This window comes from Paenarthrobacter sp. NPDC090517 (assembly GCF_044769165.1).
Lineage (GTDB): Bacteria > Actinomycetota > Actinomycetes > Actinomycetales > Micrococcaceae > Arthrobacter.
On sequence record NZ_JBIVXN010000002.1, the window covers coordinates 167,326 to 185,183 of the forward strand.

At 63.1% G+C, this 17,858-nt stretch carries 15 protein-coding genes; 10 read left to right on the forward strand and 5 right to left on the reverse strand.

Annotated elements, in window-relative coordinates:
- The first annotated feature begins 43 nt into the window (after positions 1–43).
- On the forward strand, positions 44–880 hold the full coding sequence (locus tag ACIQTW_RS09600; RefSeq protein ID WP_402936507.1) for a hydroxymethylpyrimidine/phosphomethylpyrimidine kinase: 837 nt from the start codon (positions 44–46) through the stop codon (positions 878–880).
- Between the two features lie 65 nt (positions 881–945).
- Here the strand turns inward: ACIQTW_RS09600 and ACIQTW_RS09605 are convergent, their stop codons facing one another.
- Positions 946–1,878 (reverse strand): cytochrome b/b6 domain-containing protein, encoded by a 933-nt coding sequence (locus ACIQTW_RS09605; RefSeq protein ID WP_402936509.1) that lies wholly within the window; start codon positions 1,876–1,878, stop codon positions 946–948.
- Between the two features lie 301 nt (positions 1,879–2,179).
- Here ACIQTW_RS09605 and ACIQTW_RS09610 point away from each other — a divergent pair, with 301 nt between their 5' ends.
- Positions 2,180–2,794, forward strand: a complete 615-nt coding sequence (locus ACIQTW_RS09610; protein WP_402936511.1) for a TetR/AcrR family transcriptional regulator — start codon at positions 2,180–2,182, stop codon at positions 2,792–2,794.
- On the opposite strand, the gene ACIQTW_RS09615 is transcribed toward ACIQTW_RS09610, so the two are convergent.
- On the reverse strand, positions 2,791–4,113 hold the full coding sequence (locus ACIQTW_RS09615) for a serpin family protein (RefSeq protein ID WP_402936513.1): 1,323 nt from the start codon (positions 4,111–4,113) through the stop codon (positions 2,791–2,793). The genes ACIQTW_RS09610 and ACIQTW_RS09615 overlap by 4 nt on opposite strands.
- A 140-nt stretch (positions 4,114–4,253) precedes the next feature.
- Positions 4,254–5,768: a helix-turn-helix domain-containing protein gene (locus tag ACIQTW_RS09620; RefSeq protein WP_402936515.1), complete on the reverse strand. Its 1,515-nt coding sequence runs from the start codon at positions 5,766–5,768 to the stop codon at positions 4,254–4,256.
- 146 nt (positions 5,769–5,914) lie between these two features.
- Here ACIQTW_RS09620 and aceA point away from each other — a divergent pair, with 146 nt between their 5' ends.
- Complete coding sequence (gene aceA, locus ACIQTW_RS09625; RefSeq protein WP_178993320.1) at positions 5,915–7,231, forward strand: isocitrate lyase; 1,317 nt, start codon at positions 5,915–5,917, stop codon at positions 7,229–7,231.
- Positions 7,232–7,438: 207 nt separating this feature from the next.
- Positions 7,439–9,091: a malate synthase A gene (gene aceB, locus ACIQTW_RS09630; protein ID WP_402936518.1), complete on the forward strand. Its 1,653-nt coding sequence runs from the start codon at positions 7,439–7,441 to the stop codon at positions 9,089–9,091.
- Between the two features lie 415 nt (positions 9,092–9,506).
- Here aceB and ACIQTW_RS09635 read toward each other — a convergent pair whose 3' ends face one another.
- Both ACIQTW_RS09635 and ACIQTW_RS09640 read right to left on the reverse strand, forming a co-directional pair.
- The gene (locus ACIQTW_RS09635) at positions 9,507–10,700 is read right to left on the reverse strand and encodes a CynX/NimT family MFS transporter (protein WP_402936520.1); all 1,194 of its coding nucleotides are present in this window, start codon (positions 10,698–10,700) and stop codon (positions 9,507–9,509) included.
- Between the two features lie 85 nt (positions 10,701–10,785).
- Positions 10,786–12,003 carry an ROK family transcriptional regulator gene (locus ACIQTW_RS09640; RefSeq protein ID WP_402936522.1) on the reverse strand — a complete coding sequence of 406 codons (1,218 nt, stop codon included), beginning with the start codon at positions 12,001–12,003 and terminating at the stop codon, positions 10,786–10,788.
- 218 nt (positions 12,004–12,221) lie between these two features.
- On the opposite strand from ACIQTW_RS09640, the gene ACIQTW_RS09645 reads away from it, so the two are divergent.
- The 6 genes from ACIQTW_RS09645 to ACIQTW_RS09670 are packed head-to-tail and all read left to right on the forward strand — an operon-like array spanning position 12,222 to position 17,807.
- Entirely contained in the window at positions 12,222–12,992 is a 771-nt protein-coding gene (locus ACIQTW_RS09645; protein ID WP_402936524.1) for a sugar phosphate isomerase/epimerase family protein, read from the forward strand.
- Complete coding sequence (locus ACIQTW_RS09650) at positions 12,989–14,110, forward strand: Gfo/Idh/MocA family protein (RefSeq protein WP_402936526.1); 1,122 nt, start codon at positions 12,989–12,991, stop codon at positions 14,108–14,110. The genes ACIQTW_RS09645 and ACIQTW_RS09650 overlap by 4 nt, the downstream gene beginning before the upstream one ends.
- Positions 14,111–14,128: 18 nt before the next feature.
- Entirely contained in the window at positions 14,129–15,304 is a 1,176-nt protein-coding gene (locus tag ACIQTW_RS09655) for a Gfo/Idh/MocA family protein (protein ID WP_402936528.1), read from the forward strand.
- 1 nt (position 15,305) lies between these two features.
- On the forward strand, positions 15,306–16,307 hold the full coding sequence (locus tag ACIQTW_RS09660; protein WP_141283227.1) for a sugar phosphate isomerase/epimerase: 1,002 nt from the start codon (positions 15,306–15,308) through the stop codon (positions 16,305–16,307).
- 4 nt (positions 16,308–16,311) lie between these two features.
- The gene (locus ACIQTW_RS09665) at positions 16,312–17,340 is read left to right on the forward strand and encodes a Gfo/Idh/MocA family protein (RefSeq protein WP_402936530.1); all 1,029 of its coding nucleotides are present in this window, start codon (positions 16,312–16,314) and stop codon (positions 17,338–17,340) included.
- On the forward strand, positions 17,337–17,807 hold the full coding sequence (locus tag ACIQTW_RS09670) for a heme-degrading domain-containing protein (RefSeq protein WP_402936532.1): 471 nt from the start codon (positions 17,337–17,339) through the stop codon (positions 17,805–17,807). The genes ACIQTW_RS09665 and ACIQTW_RS09670 overlap by 4 nt, the downstream gene beginning before the upstream one ends.
- Positions 17,808–17,858 lie beyond the last annotated feature (51 nt).

Here is a 17,858-nt window from a genome sequence, read left to right on the forward strand (position 1 = left end):
CGCGAAAATCGGTCTGTGCGGAGCCAATGGCAAAATGGAACACATGACTTCAGCTGTTGCCCCTGCCATTGCCCTGACCATCGCCGGCTCCGAAGCGACCGGCGGCGCCGGCGCGCAGGCCGACCTCAAGACCTTCCAGGAACTCGGAGTGTTCGGCATTGCGAACCTCACCTGCATTGTTTCCTTCAACCCGCAGGACAACTGGAACCACCGCTTTGTCCCCGTGGACCAGCAAGTCATTGCAGACCAGTTGGAAGCCACGACGGCGGCATATGGTGCCGCTTCCGGCGCACCTTCCGTGCTGGACACTGTGAAAATTGGCATGCTCGGAAGCCCGGCGACCATCAGCACCGTGGAAAAAGCACTCGCCGATGCGTCATTCCGGCACATCGTGCTGGACCCGGTCCTGATCTGCAAGGGACAGGAACCTGGCCACGCCTTGGACACTGACCAAGCCTTGAAAGGGCAGATCCTGCCGCTGGCTACCTTCGTCACTCCCAACCATTTCGAAGCTGAGTCGCTGTCCGGGCTCACCATTACGGATGAGGAGTCGCTCAAGGCTGCCGCCATTCGCATCCATGAGATCAGTGGCGCAGCAGTCCTTGCCAAGGGTGGGGTTCGGCTGGAAGGCCCGGACGCCGTCGACGTTTACTACGACGGCGAGACGCTGGAGATCCTGCGCGCCCCGAAGGTTGGCGAAGTCGCCGTCTCGGGTGCCGGTTGCTCGTTGGCCGCCGCAGTGACTGCCGAACTGGCCAAGGGTGCGACCCCGCTGGAAGCTGCCCGAACGGCGAAGGCTTTCGTTACCGCTGGCATCAAGAACCGGGTGTCCTCGGGTGCTCCGTTTGATGCCCTATGGCAGGGCGGGGCTCTGTCCTAGCTCATAACTAAGAAAACAGCCGCGCCGGAAACTCTTCCGGGGCGGCTGTTTTCTTTGCATAAGGGCTAGCGCGAGACCTTGCCCATGAGAGAAGCGATCGGACGCAGGAACAAGGGCCGGGCCAGGAACCAGGCGGCAGCCGTGAACACGATGGATGCTGCGAAGATCCCGAAACCCCACCAGCTGTTGCTGTCGTCGCTGGAGGCATACATGTGGTTGAGGTTCCGCAGGGCACCGGTCGCCAGCACCAGGGTTACGTGGACGATCACGAAGGCCACGAAGTAGATCATCACCGGGAAGTGGATTTTACGGGCCAGCTCGATCGGGTAGAACTTGTTGATCGCAGCCTTCTTGGGCCATGCCCCGGACATCCGGATGCCCGTGATGATGGCCAGCGGCGCGGCAATGAAGACCGTGATGAAGTAGGTGAGGAGCTGGAGGCTGTTGTAATTGTTCCAGCCGTTTTCAACAGGCCAGTTCAGTGACGCATACTGCAGCCCCGCCGAGACGGCATTCGGGAAGACGTCCCAGCTGGTGGGAATGATCCTTAACCACTGACCGGTAGCAAAAAGCAGCACAATGAAGATGATGCCGTTCAGGACCCACAGCGCATCCAGAGTCAGATGGAACCACAGGTCCAGGCTGATCTTGGTGGGGGGATTCTTGGTCTTGATGAAACCTTTGTTGTTCCGGGTCCAGTTGGCAGCCGGGCGCGTGGTGGTGCGCACCTGCCAGCCGGAGCGAATGATCAGCACAATGAAGAACATGTTGAGGAAGTGCTGCCAGCCAAGCCAGGCCGGGAACCCTGTAGGGGCGCCTTCAGGAATGGCCGAGTGCCCCGGGTAGTCAGTGAGGAACTGCTGCACGGGCTGGAGTGTCCGGAGCCATTGCGCAACGAGCACCAGGATCAGTGCCACCACCAAAGCTCCTGCGGTGACGGCGACGGGTTTGAACCACCTGTTCGACGTGATCCCGGACGACTTGCTTGAAACGGACATCAGGCCGCGTTCCTCTCTGGCTTGTTTGGCTGCGACCAGTTGGCGCTATATAGCGATTCAACCAGTTGCAGCCCGACGGTGAAAACGGCACCCGGGTTTCGGGGCGTTCGACGTCAAAAATCGCAGCATTCGGATACACGCCGCAACATGCATTTCTAGAACAGACTTCCAGAATTATTTCCCGTTCCCTGTGGGCCAGTCAAGGCTTGGTGTTGGCTATGTGGATTCTCTCCAGAGTAAGATTCCAAAAAATGGCCGGGCAACACTCCGGTCTTCTTCCGCCTGCGAGAGGAGCGAGAGCGTGGTTCGCAAAACATCCGATGCAGCCACCACTGCCGGCTCCTGGCAATGGACCCGCACTGCGGCAACACAGCGCAATCTCCTGGACGCCGCCGCCAGCGTATTCGTTGAGCATGGCTTCACCGACGCGAGTATCTCGGACATTGTGGCGCGGGCCGGATCAAGCGTGGGCAGCCTCTATCACCATTTTGGCGGGAAGACTGAGCTCTTCCTCGCCCTGTGGGACGACTACCAAAACGAACATGAGCGCCTGGTCGCCGCGTCTGTGGCGAAGGCGCGCAAGGACGGCGAGAACGAACCCCTCGCGCTGTTTAATGTGGGCAGCCGCAGCTACTTCGACTACACCTGGAAACATCGCCACTTGGAGCGGGTGTTCATTGAGGGCGACACTCCCCCGGGCTTCGAGGTTCTCCGGCGGGAACGTGGGCGCGAGTGGGTGCGGCAAAATTCCGTGCTCTTGGGCGCCAGCGACGACACCCTTGGCAGGCTCACCGTTGCCGTGATCACGGATATCATCACCGTCGCCGGGCAGGAAGTGGCCTTCAGTCACACTAAGCGCGAGGCCGACGAGGTTGTCGAAGCCGCCGCGGTGCTGGTCCAGCGTCTGGCCCGCTAGCTTCGCGGGTCCGCCACCCATCCCATGAACAGGGGCATTCCGGTCTCGACGTGAACGATCTGGTAGTGGAAGGGGTGGTCGAGGACGATCTCCCGCTCCGGAGCCACGGCACTGGAGGCCTCCGCATTCATCTGGGTCACCGCGGAGGCAATGGTCCCCTTTTCGGCAACGGTGATGTTGGCTGCCTGGGCCGCCTGCGTCAGCTTCATGCCCTGCTGGATCGCGTCGAAATCTTTGTCCGTGGCCAGCATCTGGTTGAGTCCGAGCGTTTTGAAGACTTTCCGCAGCTCAAACGTGGTCTTGTGGTCCCACTTGGGGAGGCTGATCTGGACCATGCCCTGCTTCGCGTCACCCAGCCCTTTAGCCACGTCCGTCAGCACTGCCGCAGAAACGGCGGCGTGACCCGCCGCACCTGACGCACCTGCGGAACCCGAGGCACCGCCGTCGGGCAGTACCAGCCGCATGACAAAACCCTCGGCGTAAGGCAGATCCGCGGCCTGCCATCCGGGGCCTTCGGCGTACGCCATGGTGAGCGAAGAGTGCATCATTGGCACGTTGATTACTTCCCCGCTGCCCTTGGTGAAGGGGCCGTCCGCCGTGTCGTCCGCGTCGAAGGGCGTTTGCCAGGCGGCGGCGAAGTAAAGGGCATTGAGCAGGCTACAAGTATTATCGGGATCGTATTGTGCGGGTGCCTCCTTGATCCGGCCACCGGTGTTCCTGCTGACCCACCGGTCGATTGCCGGTTTGGTCACAGCCTCATCCGGAAAATTCACCGGGTGCACGCCGGCGCCGAAATGTTTGGCGAGCGTGGTGAGAAAGGCTTCGCCGGTGGGCACGCCTTTATCAACGAACAGCCCGTTGGCGGCATGCATAAGCGGCTTGCGGGGCGGGTTCTCTTCGTCCACGGAACCGGGGTCGCCGTCGAATTTTTCGAGGGAGGCGAGCAGCGCGTTCATCGCTTCGTCACGTCCCTCTCCGGGCAACCCCAAGGCTGCATCCATCTCCGTAGCAGTGGCCCCTGATGCCCCGGCTCGAAGCATACCCAACGCAATCAGCAGGCTGGCCGGCGACGACACTACGTTGCCGTTATCCGAGTCACCGCCATCGGCGAGTAGCGTGGCGCCGAGTTTACGCGTCGACTCATTGAACGCCGCAAACTGCGCAGAGTAGTCCGTCGTCTGGACCGAAACGCGAGTTACGCCGTCGGCCGTTTGGAGTCCGACGTCGGCCGGTTGCGGCGCGCAGGCACTGATAGTCGCGGAGCCGCTCGCCAAGGCCGCTGCCGCGAGCATCACTGTCACTTTCCGGGTTCGTTTCATGGCCCATCCCCCTGTTTGCCGTTGTCCTCACATGGTGCTCCGTTTGAGGACGGAATTCACGCGAAGTGAGAGAGGGATCGCCAAATGTTGCCGGAACGTGAGCGAGCGTCAGGCCCAAACCCGCGGGAAGTGATAGAGCGTCAGCGTTCGGAGTGCGCCGCCAGGAATGAGTACACCTCGGTCTCGTCTACGCCGGGGAACGCGCCCGGCGGCATGGCGGCGAGCAGGTGCGAATGCGCCCGGGCGGACGGCCAGGCGTTTCCGGCCCACTCGTTAGCCAGGGACTCCGGGGGGCGCTTGCAGCAGTTCGGGTCCGGACAGTTGGACGTTGCGCGGGCGGTGGTCTCCCGGCCTCGGAACCATTTCACGTGCTGGTACGGCACACCGATGCTCAACGAGAATTCGCCGGCAGCGGAGCGCTCCGTGCGGGCGGTGCACCAGTAAGTACCCGATGGCGTGTCCGTGTATTGGCTGTACGCGCTGAACTTGTCCGGCACGTCGAACACCGCGCGCGAGGTCCACGCTTTGCACGACGGCTGCCCTTCAATCGCCCCCGTGTGATCTTGGGGAAAGGTGACGCCGTCGTTCTCGTAGGCCTTGTAGATGATGCCGGACTGGTGCGTCTTCTGGAAGTGCGTGGTGATGCCCAGATGCTTGGTGGCGAGGTTGGTGAAGCGGTGCGCGGCGGTTTCGTAGGACACGGCGAAGGCGTCACGGATGTCCTCTACGGCGATTTCCTTGGCGGCCTTGGCTTTTTGCAGGAACTCCACCGTTGCTTGTTCCGGAAGCAGCAAAGCGGCGGCGAAGTAGTTGGTGGCCACTCGCTGTGCCAGAAAATCCCCGTAGTTCCGCGGAGTTTCGTGCCCCAATACATAGTGGCCCAGCGCCTGCAGGAGGACCGAACGGGGGTCGTGATCCTGGCGTTGGTTCTGCGTCAGATAAATTCTGCGGTTCTTCAAGTCGGTCACGGACCGCGTGGAATGGGGGAGATCACCCACATGGTGCAGGGTGAACCCGAGGTTCTCTGCGATGTCCGCGATGACGTGCTGGCTCAGCGGACCGGTGGTGTAACCGACCCCCTTGAGGACCTTCTGTGCCTCGGCCTCGTACTCGGGAAAATAGTTGCCGCGCTCGCGCATCATGGCACGCAACTCGCCGTTCGCGCGGCGGGCTTCTTCCGGCGTCGCGACTTGCTCATTAAGCTTGCGTTCGAGCTCCTGAAGCAACCCGACCTGCGACTCCAGCACGTCCAGCGGAAGCCGCGAGCTGATGCGGATTTTAGGCAGGTTGAGGGACTCGTACAGGGGCCCACGCTGGTACCGCTCCAGCTCGATTTCCAGGGCTGCCCGACGACTCGGCGGCTCCGCTCCGAGAAGCTGATCGATAGTCACGTTCAGTGACATAGCGAGCTGCTGAAGGAGCCCCAACTTGGGTTCGCGTTTGCCGTTCTCAATGAGGCTCAGCTGGCTTGGTGCTGTCCCGACGGCGGCACTCAAGTCGTCGAGGGTCAGCCCGGCCTGCTTGCGCAGATGGCGCACACGGCGGCCGAGGCTGATGACGTCCAGTTCAGGAGACGCAGCGGACAACGACGGCGATGCGACTTCGCGATTCCAACTCACAGGCGACATTTCTTGAGAATACGCGAAGAAGTGCATTTCTTTCCATAGTTTTCCTCTAGTAACCCTCTTGGAAGTGCAGAAAAGTAGGTCTTACGAAAAAGAAATACAGACCCCGGGCAAGCCGGCCGATGCAGCAAAGGCGCAGCGGAGGCCGGCCCCGGGCACCACTTAGGAGACATGCAATGACCGCATCGTTTGAACCAGCAGAGCAGACCGCCGAGCAGCAGGCAGCAGCGCTGGAACTTGAATGGTCCGCCAACCCGCGTTGGGAAGGCGTCACCCGTGATTACTCGGCCACCGACGTTGTCCGCCTCCGCGGTCGCGTCTCCGAAGAGCACACCCTGGCCCGCCGCGGTTCGGAGAAGCTCTGGAAGCAGCTCACCGAGGAAGCTCCCACCGGCGGCTACACCAACGCTTTGGGTGCCCTGACCGGCAACCAGGCCGTTCAGCAGGTCAAGGCCGGCCTCCGTGCTATCTACCTTTCCGGTTGGCAGGTCGCAGCTGACGCCAACCTCTCCGGCCAGACCTACCCGGACCAGTCCCTGTACCCGGCCAACTCGGTCCCCCAGGTTGTTCGTCGCATCAACAACGCCCTGCTCCGCGCTGACCAGATCGAATATGCCGAGGGCGTCAAGACTGTCGAGGACTGGCTGGTCCCGATCGTCGCCGACGCCGAAGCCGGCTTCGGTGGCCCGCTCAACGCCTACGAACTCATGAAATCCATGATCACAGCAGGTGCCTCCGGCGTTCACTGGGAAGACCAGCTCGCTTCCGAAAAGAAGTGCGGACACCTCGGCGGCAAGGTCCTGATTCCCACCCAGCAGCACATCCGGACTCTCAACGCAGCCCGTCTGGCAGCCGACGTCGCCGGTACGCCGACGGTGGTCATTGCCCGCACCGACGCCGAAGCAGCAACCCTGATTACCTCGGACGTTGACGAGCGCGACCAGGAATTCATCACCGGCGAACGCACCGCCGAGGGCTTCTACAAGGTCCGCAACGGCATTGAGCCCTGCATCGCCCGTGCCAAGGCTTACGCCCCGTACTCCGACCTCATCTGGATGGAGACCGGCACTCCGGACCTGGAGCTGGCCCGCAAGTTCGCCGAGTCGGTCAAGGCTGAGTTCCCGGACCAGATGCTCTCCTACAACTGCTCCCCGTCCTTCAACTGGCGCAAGCACCTGGACGACACCACCATCGCCAAGTTCCAGCGCGAACTCGGTGCCATGGGCTTCACGTTCCAGTTCATCACCCTTGCCGGCTTCCACGCCCTGAACTACTCAATGTTCGACCTCGCCCACGGCTACGCCCGTGAAGGCATGAGCGCCTACGTCGAGCTCCAGGAAAAGGAATTCGCCTCCGAGTCCCGCGGCTACACCGCCACCAAGCACCAGCGCGAAGTCGGCACCGGCTACTTCGACGACATTGCTACTGCGCTCAACCCGAACGCATCCACCCTCGCCCTGGTCGGATCGACCGAAGAGGGCCAGTTCCACTAACCACTTCCGACGGCGGCTCGTCGCCTCCGGCCTGCGGAGCGGCAATGCTCTGCCTGCTATTCCCCACGTCCCGGTTTCGACCTCGCTGAGCGAGGACGGACCGGGACGCCGGGCCCCTTTTACGCAGGCTGCCGCATTACCGGCCCTTCGGCCTCGTGCGCATCTCAGGCAAGTGCCGCCGTCGAACCTTTTCTTAGGAGTTTTGAAATGAACAGCTTCACTGACAACTTCACTATCAATGGCATAACTTTGACCGCGCAGCCCATCTGCCGGCAGAACGAGGTTCTAACTCCGGACGCCTTGGAGTTCATCGGCCAGTTGCATAGGGCTACTGCTGATCGTCGTCAGGAGCTGATGCAGGCTCGGCACGCCCGCCGTGGGCAGATCGCCGCCGGCCAGGATCCGCGGTTCCGCCCGGAAACTGAAGGCATCCGCAACGACCCGTCGTGGCGTGTGGCTCCCCCGGCCCCGGGTTTGGAGGACCGTCGCGTTGAGATCACGGGCCCGGTGGATAAGAAGATGACCATCAACGCCCTGAACTCCGGGGCGAAGGTCTGGCTCGCCGACATGGAAGACTCGTCCACGCCGACGTGGCGCAATGTCATCCAAGGCCAGCTGAACCTGACCGACGCACTGGAGCGTCGCATTGATTTCACCTCCCCTGAGGGCAAGGAATACAAGCTCAAGGCGGCCGAGGACCTGCCCACCATCGTGGTCCGTCCCCGAGGCTGGCACCTGCCGGAGAAGCACATGCTGATCGACGGCAAGCCGATCGCCGGCGGCATCGTGGACTTCGGTTTGTTCTTCTTCCACAACGCCCGCCGCCTGCTCGCCCAGGGCAAGGGCCCGTACTTCTACCTGCCGAAGATCGAGAACCACCTCGAAGCCCGCCTGTGGAATGACATCTTCGTCCTGGCACAGGACCTGCTGGGCATCCCGCAGGGCACCATCCGCGCCACGGTGCTGATCGAAACCATCACGGCCGCGTTCGAGATGGAGGAGATCCTCTACGAACTGCGCGATCACGCCTCGGGGTTGAATGCCGGACGGTGGGACTACATCTTCTCGCTGATCAAGAACTTCCGTACCCGCGGACCGCGTTTCGTGCTCCCGGACCGCGGCCAGGTGACCATGACCCAGCCGTTCATGCGTGCCTACACCGAGCAACTGGTCCGGGCTTGCCACCGCCGCGGGGCCATGGCGATCGGTGGAATGGCTGCAGCTGTCCCCAACCGCAAGGACGAGGCAGCAAACCAGGCCTCGTTCGAGAAGGTCCGGGCGGACAAGACCCGCGAAGCCAACGACGGCTTCGACGGTTCATGGGTGGCCCACCCGGATCTGGTGCCTGTTTGCCGGGAAGTTTTTGACTCTGTTCTTGGAAACCGCCTCAACCAGCTGGACCGCTCCCGCGAGGACGTCACCCCGGACGACCGGGCGCTGATCGACATCGCCAGCACTGAAGGCACCATCACCGAGGGCGGCGTTCGTCTGAATATCGAGGTGGGCATCCGATACATCGAGTCCTGGCTGCGCGGCAACGGAGCAGTGGCCATCCACAACCTCATGGAAGACGCCGCCACCGCCGAGATCTCCCGGTCCCAGCTCTGGCAGTGGATCCACTCCCACGCCATCACCGACCACGGCGACATCATCACCCGGGAATGGGTGGAAGACATGCTGGATGAGGAATACGCCCGCCTGGAACGCTTCGACGGGGATCGCTTCGCTGACGCCCGCGCCATCTTCGAAGAAGTCACCCTGGCCGAAGAATTCCCCACCTTCCTGACCATCCCCGCCTACGCCCGTTTCCTCACCGAGGCCCGAGAAGAGGCCACGGAAGAGGAACTCGTCGCCGCCTAGGTCTACTGGGTAGCGACACATCAAGCCCCGACGCTGGGCTGCCTGCACTCTTCGCAACAAGTGACCCCGACCGTCGGGGAGGCAGCCCAGCAACGGGGCTTTCCCATGCCCACGAGCGCCACAGCCCGTCCAGTCTCCCCGCCTCCGAGCCTCCGAGCTCCGAATCGACGGCCCGCTGCACACAAGACGCTTCCTACCGCCTATCCTGCAGCTACCATCGAAACCGGCACACGGGCTGGGCGCCCGAGCTAAGAACGGCACGACGGCGGCACCCACCTCCCGCGCCACGGCACTCCGCTTCGCTGCCTAGCTGCACAGCATGCCGTGCGCATGGCACGCTCCGCAGGGAACCCCCGAATCGGGCAGGGCTGGGCCGGGTCGGGCTGGCACAGGGGCTGAGGGGCAGGAGCCTAACCTAGCGCTGCCGGGCAACCCAGCGCACGGACAACGTGGTGCACACGCAGAACGCGAGCACCGAGCCAAGGATCACGAACAGCGGGACAGTCCAACCCCCGGAAACACTGTGCACGAAACCGACGACCGTAGGAGCCAACGCAGCGAAGCAGTAACCAACGCCTTGCACCACGGCGGACATCTTCCCGGCGGCGGCCTGCGATTGCGCGAACTTGATGATGGCTATGAAGATCACCGTGATGCCGCCACCTTGGGCAACACCGCCCAGGGAGGACCACATCCACCACCACGAAGGCGCCAGCAGCAAGCCCACGGGAACGGTAAGCCACAGCGCGCTCAAGGTGACCGCCACCGTCGTCGTACTGGCGAAACGGGCCAGTAGCGGCACGCCCAGGCCGCCGACAATCGCGAAAATCTGGAAGAGCGAGGAGCCTGCACCAGCTTCGGCGGTGCCCATGGCGAGTTCGTCGGACAGGAAGCTCGGCAGCCAGGCGGTAACCCCGTAGTAAGAAAATGCTTGGCCCGCGAAGCCGAGAGTGAGGCCCACGGTCAGCCACCGAACACCCGCAACACGACCGGACAAGGACGCGGGAGGGGCCGGAACCCTCAGCGGAACAAAGGCCTTCCGAGCACCAACCGTGGGTACCCAGAACAGGATGGCCGCCAAGGCCAACAATACGCTCGCAGCCAAGGCAAGCCGCCACCCCACCAGCTCGGCAAGGGGTGCCGTGGCCACAGAGGTGAGGAAGGAACCAACGTTGAGCGCTGCTGTGTAGACGCCCATTGCCGTTGCCTGGCGCCGGGGCGCGAAGTCTCGCCGGATGATGAGTGGCACTGCGATGTTGCCGATGGTGATGGCCACACCAATGATGACTGTGCCCACCATCACCGAAATGGCACCGCCGCTGGAACGGACCACTACGCCGGCCAGCACACCAAGAAGCGTGAGCATCACAGCCACTTCTGCCCCAAGACGGCGGCCCGCCAGGGAGGCCAAAGGCGAAGCGAGGGAGAAGCAAAGTACAGGGATGCCTGTCAGCAGTCCAAGCTCAACCGGGGAGAACCCAAGGTCCTGCTGAAGGGAGTCCACAACGGGCGCCACCGCCACGAAAGGGCCCCGCATGTTGAGGGCGATCAGCCCGATGCACGCAAGGATCAACCAGCCTCGGGGAATCTTGGCGAGGAATTGGCTCACGGGACAGGCCGAAAAGTGACAGGAAGCGTTTTCATCACATTCATTGCTATCACGCTCCCGCGCGGCGAAAGGCCATAAGGAGCACTCATCCCGCTGCTTGGAGGGTGGCCTCAATCACTGCCGGTGACAGAACGTGCTGGGTAACCATGTGGCTGGCGCCCAGGATCGCGGCGCGCTGTCCGGCCATGGAAATGCCGATCCGCAGGTGCGTGGTGGCAAGGGGCAGGGACCGCCGATAAACCACTTCGCGGATTCCGGCCACAAGATGCTCGCCAGCCTCCCCCACGCTGCCTCCGATGACAATGATGGACGGATTGAGCAGGTTTACCACGGTTGCCAGAACATCGCCGACGTCACGCCCGGCCTGCCGAAGCGCCTGGATTGCCTGCAGGTTGCCTTCATCAACAAGCCGCAGGACGTCCGCGCCGTCCGTGGCCTCCAACCCCTGTGACTGTAGTTGGCGCGCGACGGCGGGACCTGAGGCAAGCGCCTCAAGGCAGCCATGGTTGCCACACCGGCAGAGGACGTCGTCGCCGCGGGGAACCCGGACGTGGCCGAGGTCGCCGGCGGTGCCGTTGGCACCGCGCTGCAATTGTCCGCTGCTGATAATGCCAGCGCCGATGCCGGTAGCGACTTTGATGAACAGGAAATTGTCGTGGTCCGGCCAGTACGCCGTGCGCTCGCCGAGCGCCATGATGTTGACGTCGTTGTCCACCAAAACAGGAACCGGCAGGGAGCGCTGAACGTACGTGACGACGTCGAATCCGTCCCACCCAGGCATGATGGGCGGCTTCACCGGCCGACCCGAATCGTGTTCAACCGGACCGGGCAGTCCGATGCCCATGCCAGCCAGGTCGCCCAACTCCCGTCCGGATTCGGCCAAAAGATCCAGGCCGGCAGTTATGACGCGGCCCAAGACGACGTCCGGGCCATCGGCGACTTCCTGTCCCAATCGTCGCTCCGCCAACACGTTGCCGCCGAGGTCGGTGACGGCAACAATCACGTGGGTAGCACCGACGTCGGCAGCCAGGACCACCCGCGCTGCCGGGTTGAAAGCAAAGCGCGACGGCGGCCTGCCGCCGGTCGAGCTCGCTTCACCGGCGGGCCCGACGAGCCCCGAGCTGATGAGGGCGTCAATGCGCGAGGCCACAGTGGACCGGGCCAGCCCGGTGGTTTCGGCGAGCTCAGCACGGGTGCGGGCTTTACCGTCGCGGAGGAGCTGGAAGAGATTACCGGCGCGAGAGAGATTACCGGCCTCTGGCGCGGAGGTGTATCCGGCGTCAGATCCGGTAGCTGTTGTCATCCATTTAGTGAAGCACGATTGCTTATGCATGTCATTCAGCGGAAGTAAATCCGAAAAGTACATACTTTTGCTAGACGCTCGGCAAAAGTCCCTCTAGGCTGAAATGAGTGCATGACAAACCTGCGCTTGATGGAACCTGTAGCTCCCCTGCCGAGGGCTCACTAGACTGGCGCCATCTCGCCGATATTCCAGAACACCCTCCCCGGAAAAGGAATCCAATGTCTTATTCAATCCAGCTGTATACCTTGCGGGACGCTCTTCAGGAGGACCTGCCGGGCACCATCAGGAAGGTTGCCGAGATCGGGTTCACGCAGGTTGAGCCGTACAACTTCGTGGCCACGGCCAAGGAACTTGGTGCGGCGTTGAAGGAGAACGGCCTGACCGCTCCTTCCGGACATGCCCCGTTGTTGTCGCAGGATCAGGACGAGATCTTCGCGGCGGCCAAGGAACTGGGCATCACCACGGTGATCGACCCCTTCCTTCCCGCGGAGCACTGGCAGACCGCCGAGGACGTCCAGGCCACCGCAGCCAAGCTCAACGCCGCGGCAAAGAAGGGCGCCGAATACGGCATCCGCGTCGGATACCACAACCATGCCTGGGAGCTGGAGTCCACGATCGAAGGCAAGACCGCCCTGGAATACCTCGAGGGTTTGCTGGACCCGGAACTGGTCCTGGAAGTAGACACCTATTGGGTTGCCGTCGGCGGCCAAGACCCCGTGGAACTTCTGGCCCGCCTCGGTGACCGTGTGAAACTCATCCACATCAAGGACGGACCAGGCAACACGGACACCAAAGCACAACAGCCCGCCGGCCAGGGCAGCATCCCGGTCCTGGACGTCATCGCCGCAGCCAAGTCCTTGGAAGTTGGCGTGGTTGAATTCGACGACTACTCCGGTGACATCTTCGAAGGCATCACCCAGAGCCTGGCCTACCTGACCGCCGCAGCCAGCGCCGAAGCAGCAACCAGCGCAGAAGGAGTGCAGGCATGAGCTTCGCCCCTTCCACCCGCAAAGGCCCCGTGGGCGTCGCCGTCATTGGCGCGGGCAACATCAGCAAGCAGTACTTGGACAACCTCACGGTCTTCCCGGATCTGAATGTCCTGGTCATCGCTGACCTCTTCGTCGAAACCGCGGAAGCTCGGGCCAAGGAATACGGGATCGCCGAATTCGGCACGCCCGAGCTGGCACTGAACCATCCCGACGTCGAACTCATCATCAACCTCACCATCCCGGCAGCGCACGTCGAAGTCGCCACCGCGGCAGTCAACGCCGGGAAGCATGTCTGGACCGAGAAGCCTTTCTCCCTGGACCGCGAATCCGGGCTCGGCCTGCTCAAGGCAGCCGACGCCGCGGGTATCCGCCTCGGCACGGCCCCGGACACGTTCCTGGGCGCTGGCCTGCAAACGGCGCGCCGGATCATCGAACGGGGCGACATCGGCACCCCGCTGACCGGCATGACCACGTTCCAGACGCCCGGACCCGAATCCTGGCACCCGAACCCCGCCTTCCTGTTCCAGCACGGCGCCGGCCCGCTGTTTGACATGGGCCCGTACTACCTCACAGCCCTGATCCAAACCTTCGGCTCGGTCCGCAAGGTGGCCGCCGTCGGCTCCTCCGCGAAGGCCACCCGCATCATCGGTTCCGGACCCAAGGCGGGCGAGGAATTCGCCGTCGAGGTCCCCACGCACGTCTCCGCGATGGCACAGTTCGAAGGCGGTCAGTCCTCCCACAGCGTCTTCAGCTTCGAGTCCCCGCGCCAGCGGATGGGATTCGTGGAAATCACCGGTTCCGAAGCTACGCTGTCCCTCCCGGATCCGAACTACTTCGACGGCGACCTGAAGCTCTGGCGTCCAGGCGCGGAAGAACCCGAAATCATCCCCGCCACCGGACCCGCGAACGGCCGCGGCATGGGAGCTTTGGACATGGCCCGCGCCATCCGAACGGGCGCCCCGCACCGGGCCACCGGCGAACTCGCCTACCACGTGCTGGACACCATGGTCTCCATCACCGAGTCCGTCGAATCCGGCACCTTCGTGGACGTCACCAGCAACGCCCCCGTATCCGCTGCCCTCCCCGAAGACTGGGCACCCGAAACAGCGACCATATAAGAACGGGCGAAGAACACCATGACAACCCTTGGAAACACGCCGCTGGGCGTTGCGGTCATCGGCTATGCCTTCATGGGCAAGGCCCACTCGAATGCTTGGCGGAACGTAGCCGGTTTCTTCGACGTCCCGGCCTTCGAGCAGAAAGTGCTGGTTGGCCGGGACGCCACCCAGGTGGCCGAAGCCGCTGCCAAGTACGGCTGGGCCGAGTCCGCCACTGACTGGCGTTCCGTGATCGAACGGGACGACATTCATATCGTGGACATCTGCGCACCGGGCTGGATGCACGCCGAAATCGCCACTGCCGCCCTGGAAGCGGGTAAGCACGTCCTGGTGGAGAAGCCCCTGGCCAACACCATCGGCGAAGCTCAGTTAATGACGGCAGCCGCCGCAAAAGCCCGGGCCCGGGGCGTGCAGTCCATGATCGGCTTTAACTACCGCCGCGTCCCTGCGCTTGCCCTGGCCCGTGAGCTCATTGCCGAGGGCCGCCTCGGCACCGTCCGGCACATCCGCGCAGCCTACTTGCAGGACTGGTTGACCGACGCCGAATCCCCCATGACCTGGCGCCTCCGCAAAGAGACGGCCGGCTCCGGCGCACTGGGCGACATTGCCTCGCACGCCATCGACCAGATCCTGTACCTCCTGAACGATTCCGTTACCGAGGTTTCCGGTCGTCTTCAGACCTTTGTTGACCAGCGCCCCGGCGCAGATGGTCCCGCTGGCGGGCTGGAGGATGTAACGGTCGACGACGCCGCTTGGGTTAACCTCACGCTCGCCTCCGGAGCAATCGCCTCGGTGGAAGCCTCCCGCGTGGCTACGGGCCAAAAGAACTCCCTCAGGCTCGAGATCTACGGCTCACTCGGTTCGCTGACGTTCGACCTGGAGAACCTCAACGAGCTCAATTTCATGGACACCACACTGCCTGTCCGCGAACAGGGATTCCGGAGGATCCTGGTCAACGAACCAGAGCACCCGTACCTCGAGGCCTGGTGGCCGCAGGGTCACATCATTGGCTGGGAGCACACTTTCACCCACCAAATCCGGGACTTCCTCACGGCCATCGCCTCCGGTGAGGCACCGTCGCCGTCGTTCGAAGACGGACTGAACGTCCAGCACATCCTGGCCGCGGTGGAAGAGTCCGCTGCAGCAAAGAGTTCACTCATCCAGCTCAACGCATCCGTTACTGAAGGAGCCTGACATGCCCCGCCCGTATACCTTGTTCACCGGCCAGTGGGCCGACCTCCCCTTCGAGGAAGTCGCGCGCCTTGCGTCGGGCTGGGGCTACGACGGCCTGGAGATCGCCGTCTCCGGAGACCACCTGGACGCCTGGCGCTGGGACGAGCCCGGCTACGTTGAATCCAAGCTCGCTGTCCTGGAGAAGTACAACCTGAAGGTCTGGGCCATCTCCAACCACCTCAAGGGCCAGGCCGTCTGCGATGACCCCATCGACTTCCGCCACGAAGCCATCGTCGGCTCCCGCGTCTGGGGTGACGGGGAACCAGAAGGCGTCCGCCAACGCGCCGCCGAGGAAATGAAGCACACTGCCCGCCTCGCCCGCGCCCTGGGCGTGGATACCGTGGTGGGGTTCACCGGTTCCTCCATCTGGCAGTACGTGGCCATGTTCCCGCCCGTCCCGGAAAAGGTCATCGAGGCCGGCTACCAGGACTTCGCCGACCGCTGGAACCCCATCCTTGACGTCTTCGACGAATGCGGTGTCCGTTTCGCCCACGAAGTCCACCCCTCCGAAATCGCCTACGATTACTGGACCACCGTCCGGACCCTCGAAGCGATCGGCCACCGGCCCGCGTTCGGGCTGAACTGGGACCCGTCCCACTTCATGTGGCAGGGCATCGATCCCGTGTCCTTCATCTGGGACTTCAAAGACCGGATCTACCACGTGGACTGCAAGGACACCAAGCTCCGCCCCACCGGCCGGAACACCGTCATGGGCTCCCACCTGCCCTGGGGTGACCCCCGCCGCGGCTGGGACTTCGTCTCTGCCGGACGCGGCGACGTGCCGTGGGAATCGTCCTTCCGCGCCCTCACCGCCATCGGCTACGACGGACCCATCTCCGTGGAATGGGAAGACGCCGGAATGGACCGCCTCCACGGCGCCCCCGAAGCCCTCGCTGCGCTGAAGAAGTTCGACTTCCCGGCCTCCCAAACCAGCTTCGACGCCGCCTTCAGCAGCAAGGATTAAGCACGTGACCCTCAGTAATGGCACCTCTGACGGAACGATCCGCTGGGGAATCCTCGGCACAGGATTTATTGCCGGGCTCCAAACGCAGGATCTGAAGGACAATGGCTTCACCGTGCAGGCGGTGGGTTCGCGCTCACTGGACTCAAGCAAGTCGTTTGCGGAGCAGTACGGCGTGACCACTGCGCACGGGAGCTATGAAGATCTGGTGGCAGACCCGCTGATTGACGTGGTCTACATCGCCACGCCGCACCCCTTCCACCACGCGAACGCCCTGCTGGCACTGAATGCGGGCAAGCACGTGCTGGTGGAGAAAGCGTTCACCATGAACGCCCGCGAGGCACAGGACATCGTTGACTTGGCAGAGTCCAAGGGGCTTGTGGCCTTGGAGGCCATGTGGACGCGGTTCCTGCCGCACATGATCCGTCTCCGGGAGCTTATTGCCGCCGGCGCTATTGGCGAGGTCCGGAAGGTGGTGGCCACACATAACCAGAGCCTTCCCAAGGACCCGGCCCACCGGCTCAACGATCCCGCGCTCGGTGGTGGAGCGCTGCTGGACCTGGGCATTTACCCGATCTCCTTTGCTTTCGACATCCTGGGTACGCCTGCGTCGATCAAGGCCAGCGCCTCCATGTCGGCTACCGGCGTGGACCGCCAAACGGCAGCAATCTTCGAATACGCCAGCGGTGCGCAGGCGATTGTGGATTGCGAGCTCGACGCCGCCAGCGCCAACCGTGCCATGGTCATCGGGACCGAAGGGTGGATCGACATCGAGCACACCTGGTACAACCCCGTCCCCTTCACGGTTTTCGCGGTTGATGGCACTGTTGTGGAGCGCTACGAGCAGCCCGTAAACAGCCGGGGCATGCAGTATCAGGCGGCAGAACTCGAACGCCTGATCCGTACGGGCGAGACTGCGGGCACGGTCCTGCCGCCGGGCGAGTCCGTGGCCATCATGGCTGCCATGGACGAGATTCGTCAGCAAATCGGGCTTCGCTACGAATCTGACACTGTCCTGGAAGGAACCCAAGAATGAGTGATTCACCGCGCCTTGCCGAACTCCGTCAGCAGGAAGAAGAGCTGGTCTTCGCAAGCTTCGATAACCACGACGCCTGGCGGCTCGGTTCGCTCATCGCCAACCACGCCATTGCTTCGGAGTTCGGAGTGGCGATCGATATCCGGCGGCACAACATTGTCCTCTTCCGTTGCGTCCTGCCCGGTTCCACCGCCGACCAGGAAGAGTGGATCCGCCGCAAGTCCGCTGCCGTGCTGCGGTTTGAGCACAGCACGGCGCTGTTGGGTGAACAGTTTGCCGACCGCAACCCCCTTGGCGGCGGGTGGCTGGCCCCGGAGGACTACACGCTCGACGGCGGTTCGTTCCCCATCCGCGTACGGGGCGCAGGCGTGATCGGCGCGATCACGGTGTCCGGCTTGTCGTCTGACCAAGACCACCAGATGGTTGTGGACGGAATCCGCAACTATCTGAAAACGGTGGGGGTCTAAGTCCCTTACAACCCAGCAATTTTAAATATCTTTACCTACTTAAGTTAATCA

Excerpts from the sequence above, each read along its gene's own strand:
- ACIQTW_RS09600 (WP_402936507.1), top strand. The coding sequence starts at position 44 with ATGACTTCAGCTGTTGCCCCTGCCATTGCCCTGACCATCGCCGGCTCC.
- ACIQTW_RS09605 (WP_402936509.1), bottom strand. The coding sequence starts at position 1,878 with ATGTCCGTTTCAAGCAAGTCGTCCGGGATCACGTCGAACAGGTGGTTC.
- ACIQTW_RS09615 (WP_402936513.1), bottom strand. The coding sequence starts at position 4,113 with ATGAAACGAACCCGGAAAGTGACAGTGATGCTCGCGGCAGCGGCCTTG.
- ACIQTW_RS09620 (WP_402936515.1), bottom strand. The coding sequence starts at position 5,768 with ATGCACTTCTTCGCGTATTCTCAAGAAATGTCGCCTGTGAGTTGGAAT.
- aceA (WP_178993320.1), top strand. The coding sequence starts at position 5,915 with ATGACCGCATCGTTTGAACCAGCAGAGCAGACCGCCGAGCAGCAGGCA.
- aceB (WP_402936518.1), top strand. The coding sequence starts at position 7,439 with ATGAACAGCTTCACTGACAACTTCACTATCAATGGCATAACTTTGACC.
- ACIQTW_RS09640 (WP_402936522.1), bottom strand. The coding sequence starts at position 12,003 with ATGACAACAGCTACCGGATCTGACGCCGGATACACCTCCGCGCCAGAG.
- ACIQTW_RS09645 (WP_402936524.1), top strand. The coding sequence starts at position 12,222 with ATGTCTTATTCAATCCAGCTGTATACCTTGCGGGACGCTCTTCAGGAG.
- ACIQTW_RS09650 (WP_402936526.1), top strand. The coding sequence starts at position 12,989 with ATGAGCTTCGCCCCTTCCACCCGCAAAGGCCCCGTGGGCGTCGCCGTC.
- ACIQTW_RS09655 (WP_402936528.1), top strand. The coding sequence starts at position 14,129 with ATGACAACCCTTGGAAACACGCCGCTGGGCGTTGCGGTCATCGGCTAT.
- ACIQTW_RS09660 (WP_141283227.1), top strand. The coding sequence starts at position 15,306 with ATGCCCCGCCCGTATACCTTGTTCACCGGCCAGTGGGCCGACCTCCCC.
- ACIQTW_RS09670 (WP_402936532.1), top strand. The coding sequence starts at position 17,337 with ATGAGTGATTCACCGCGCCTTGCCGAACTCCGTCAGCAGGAAGAAGAG.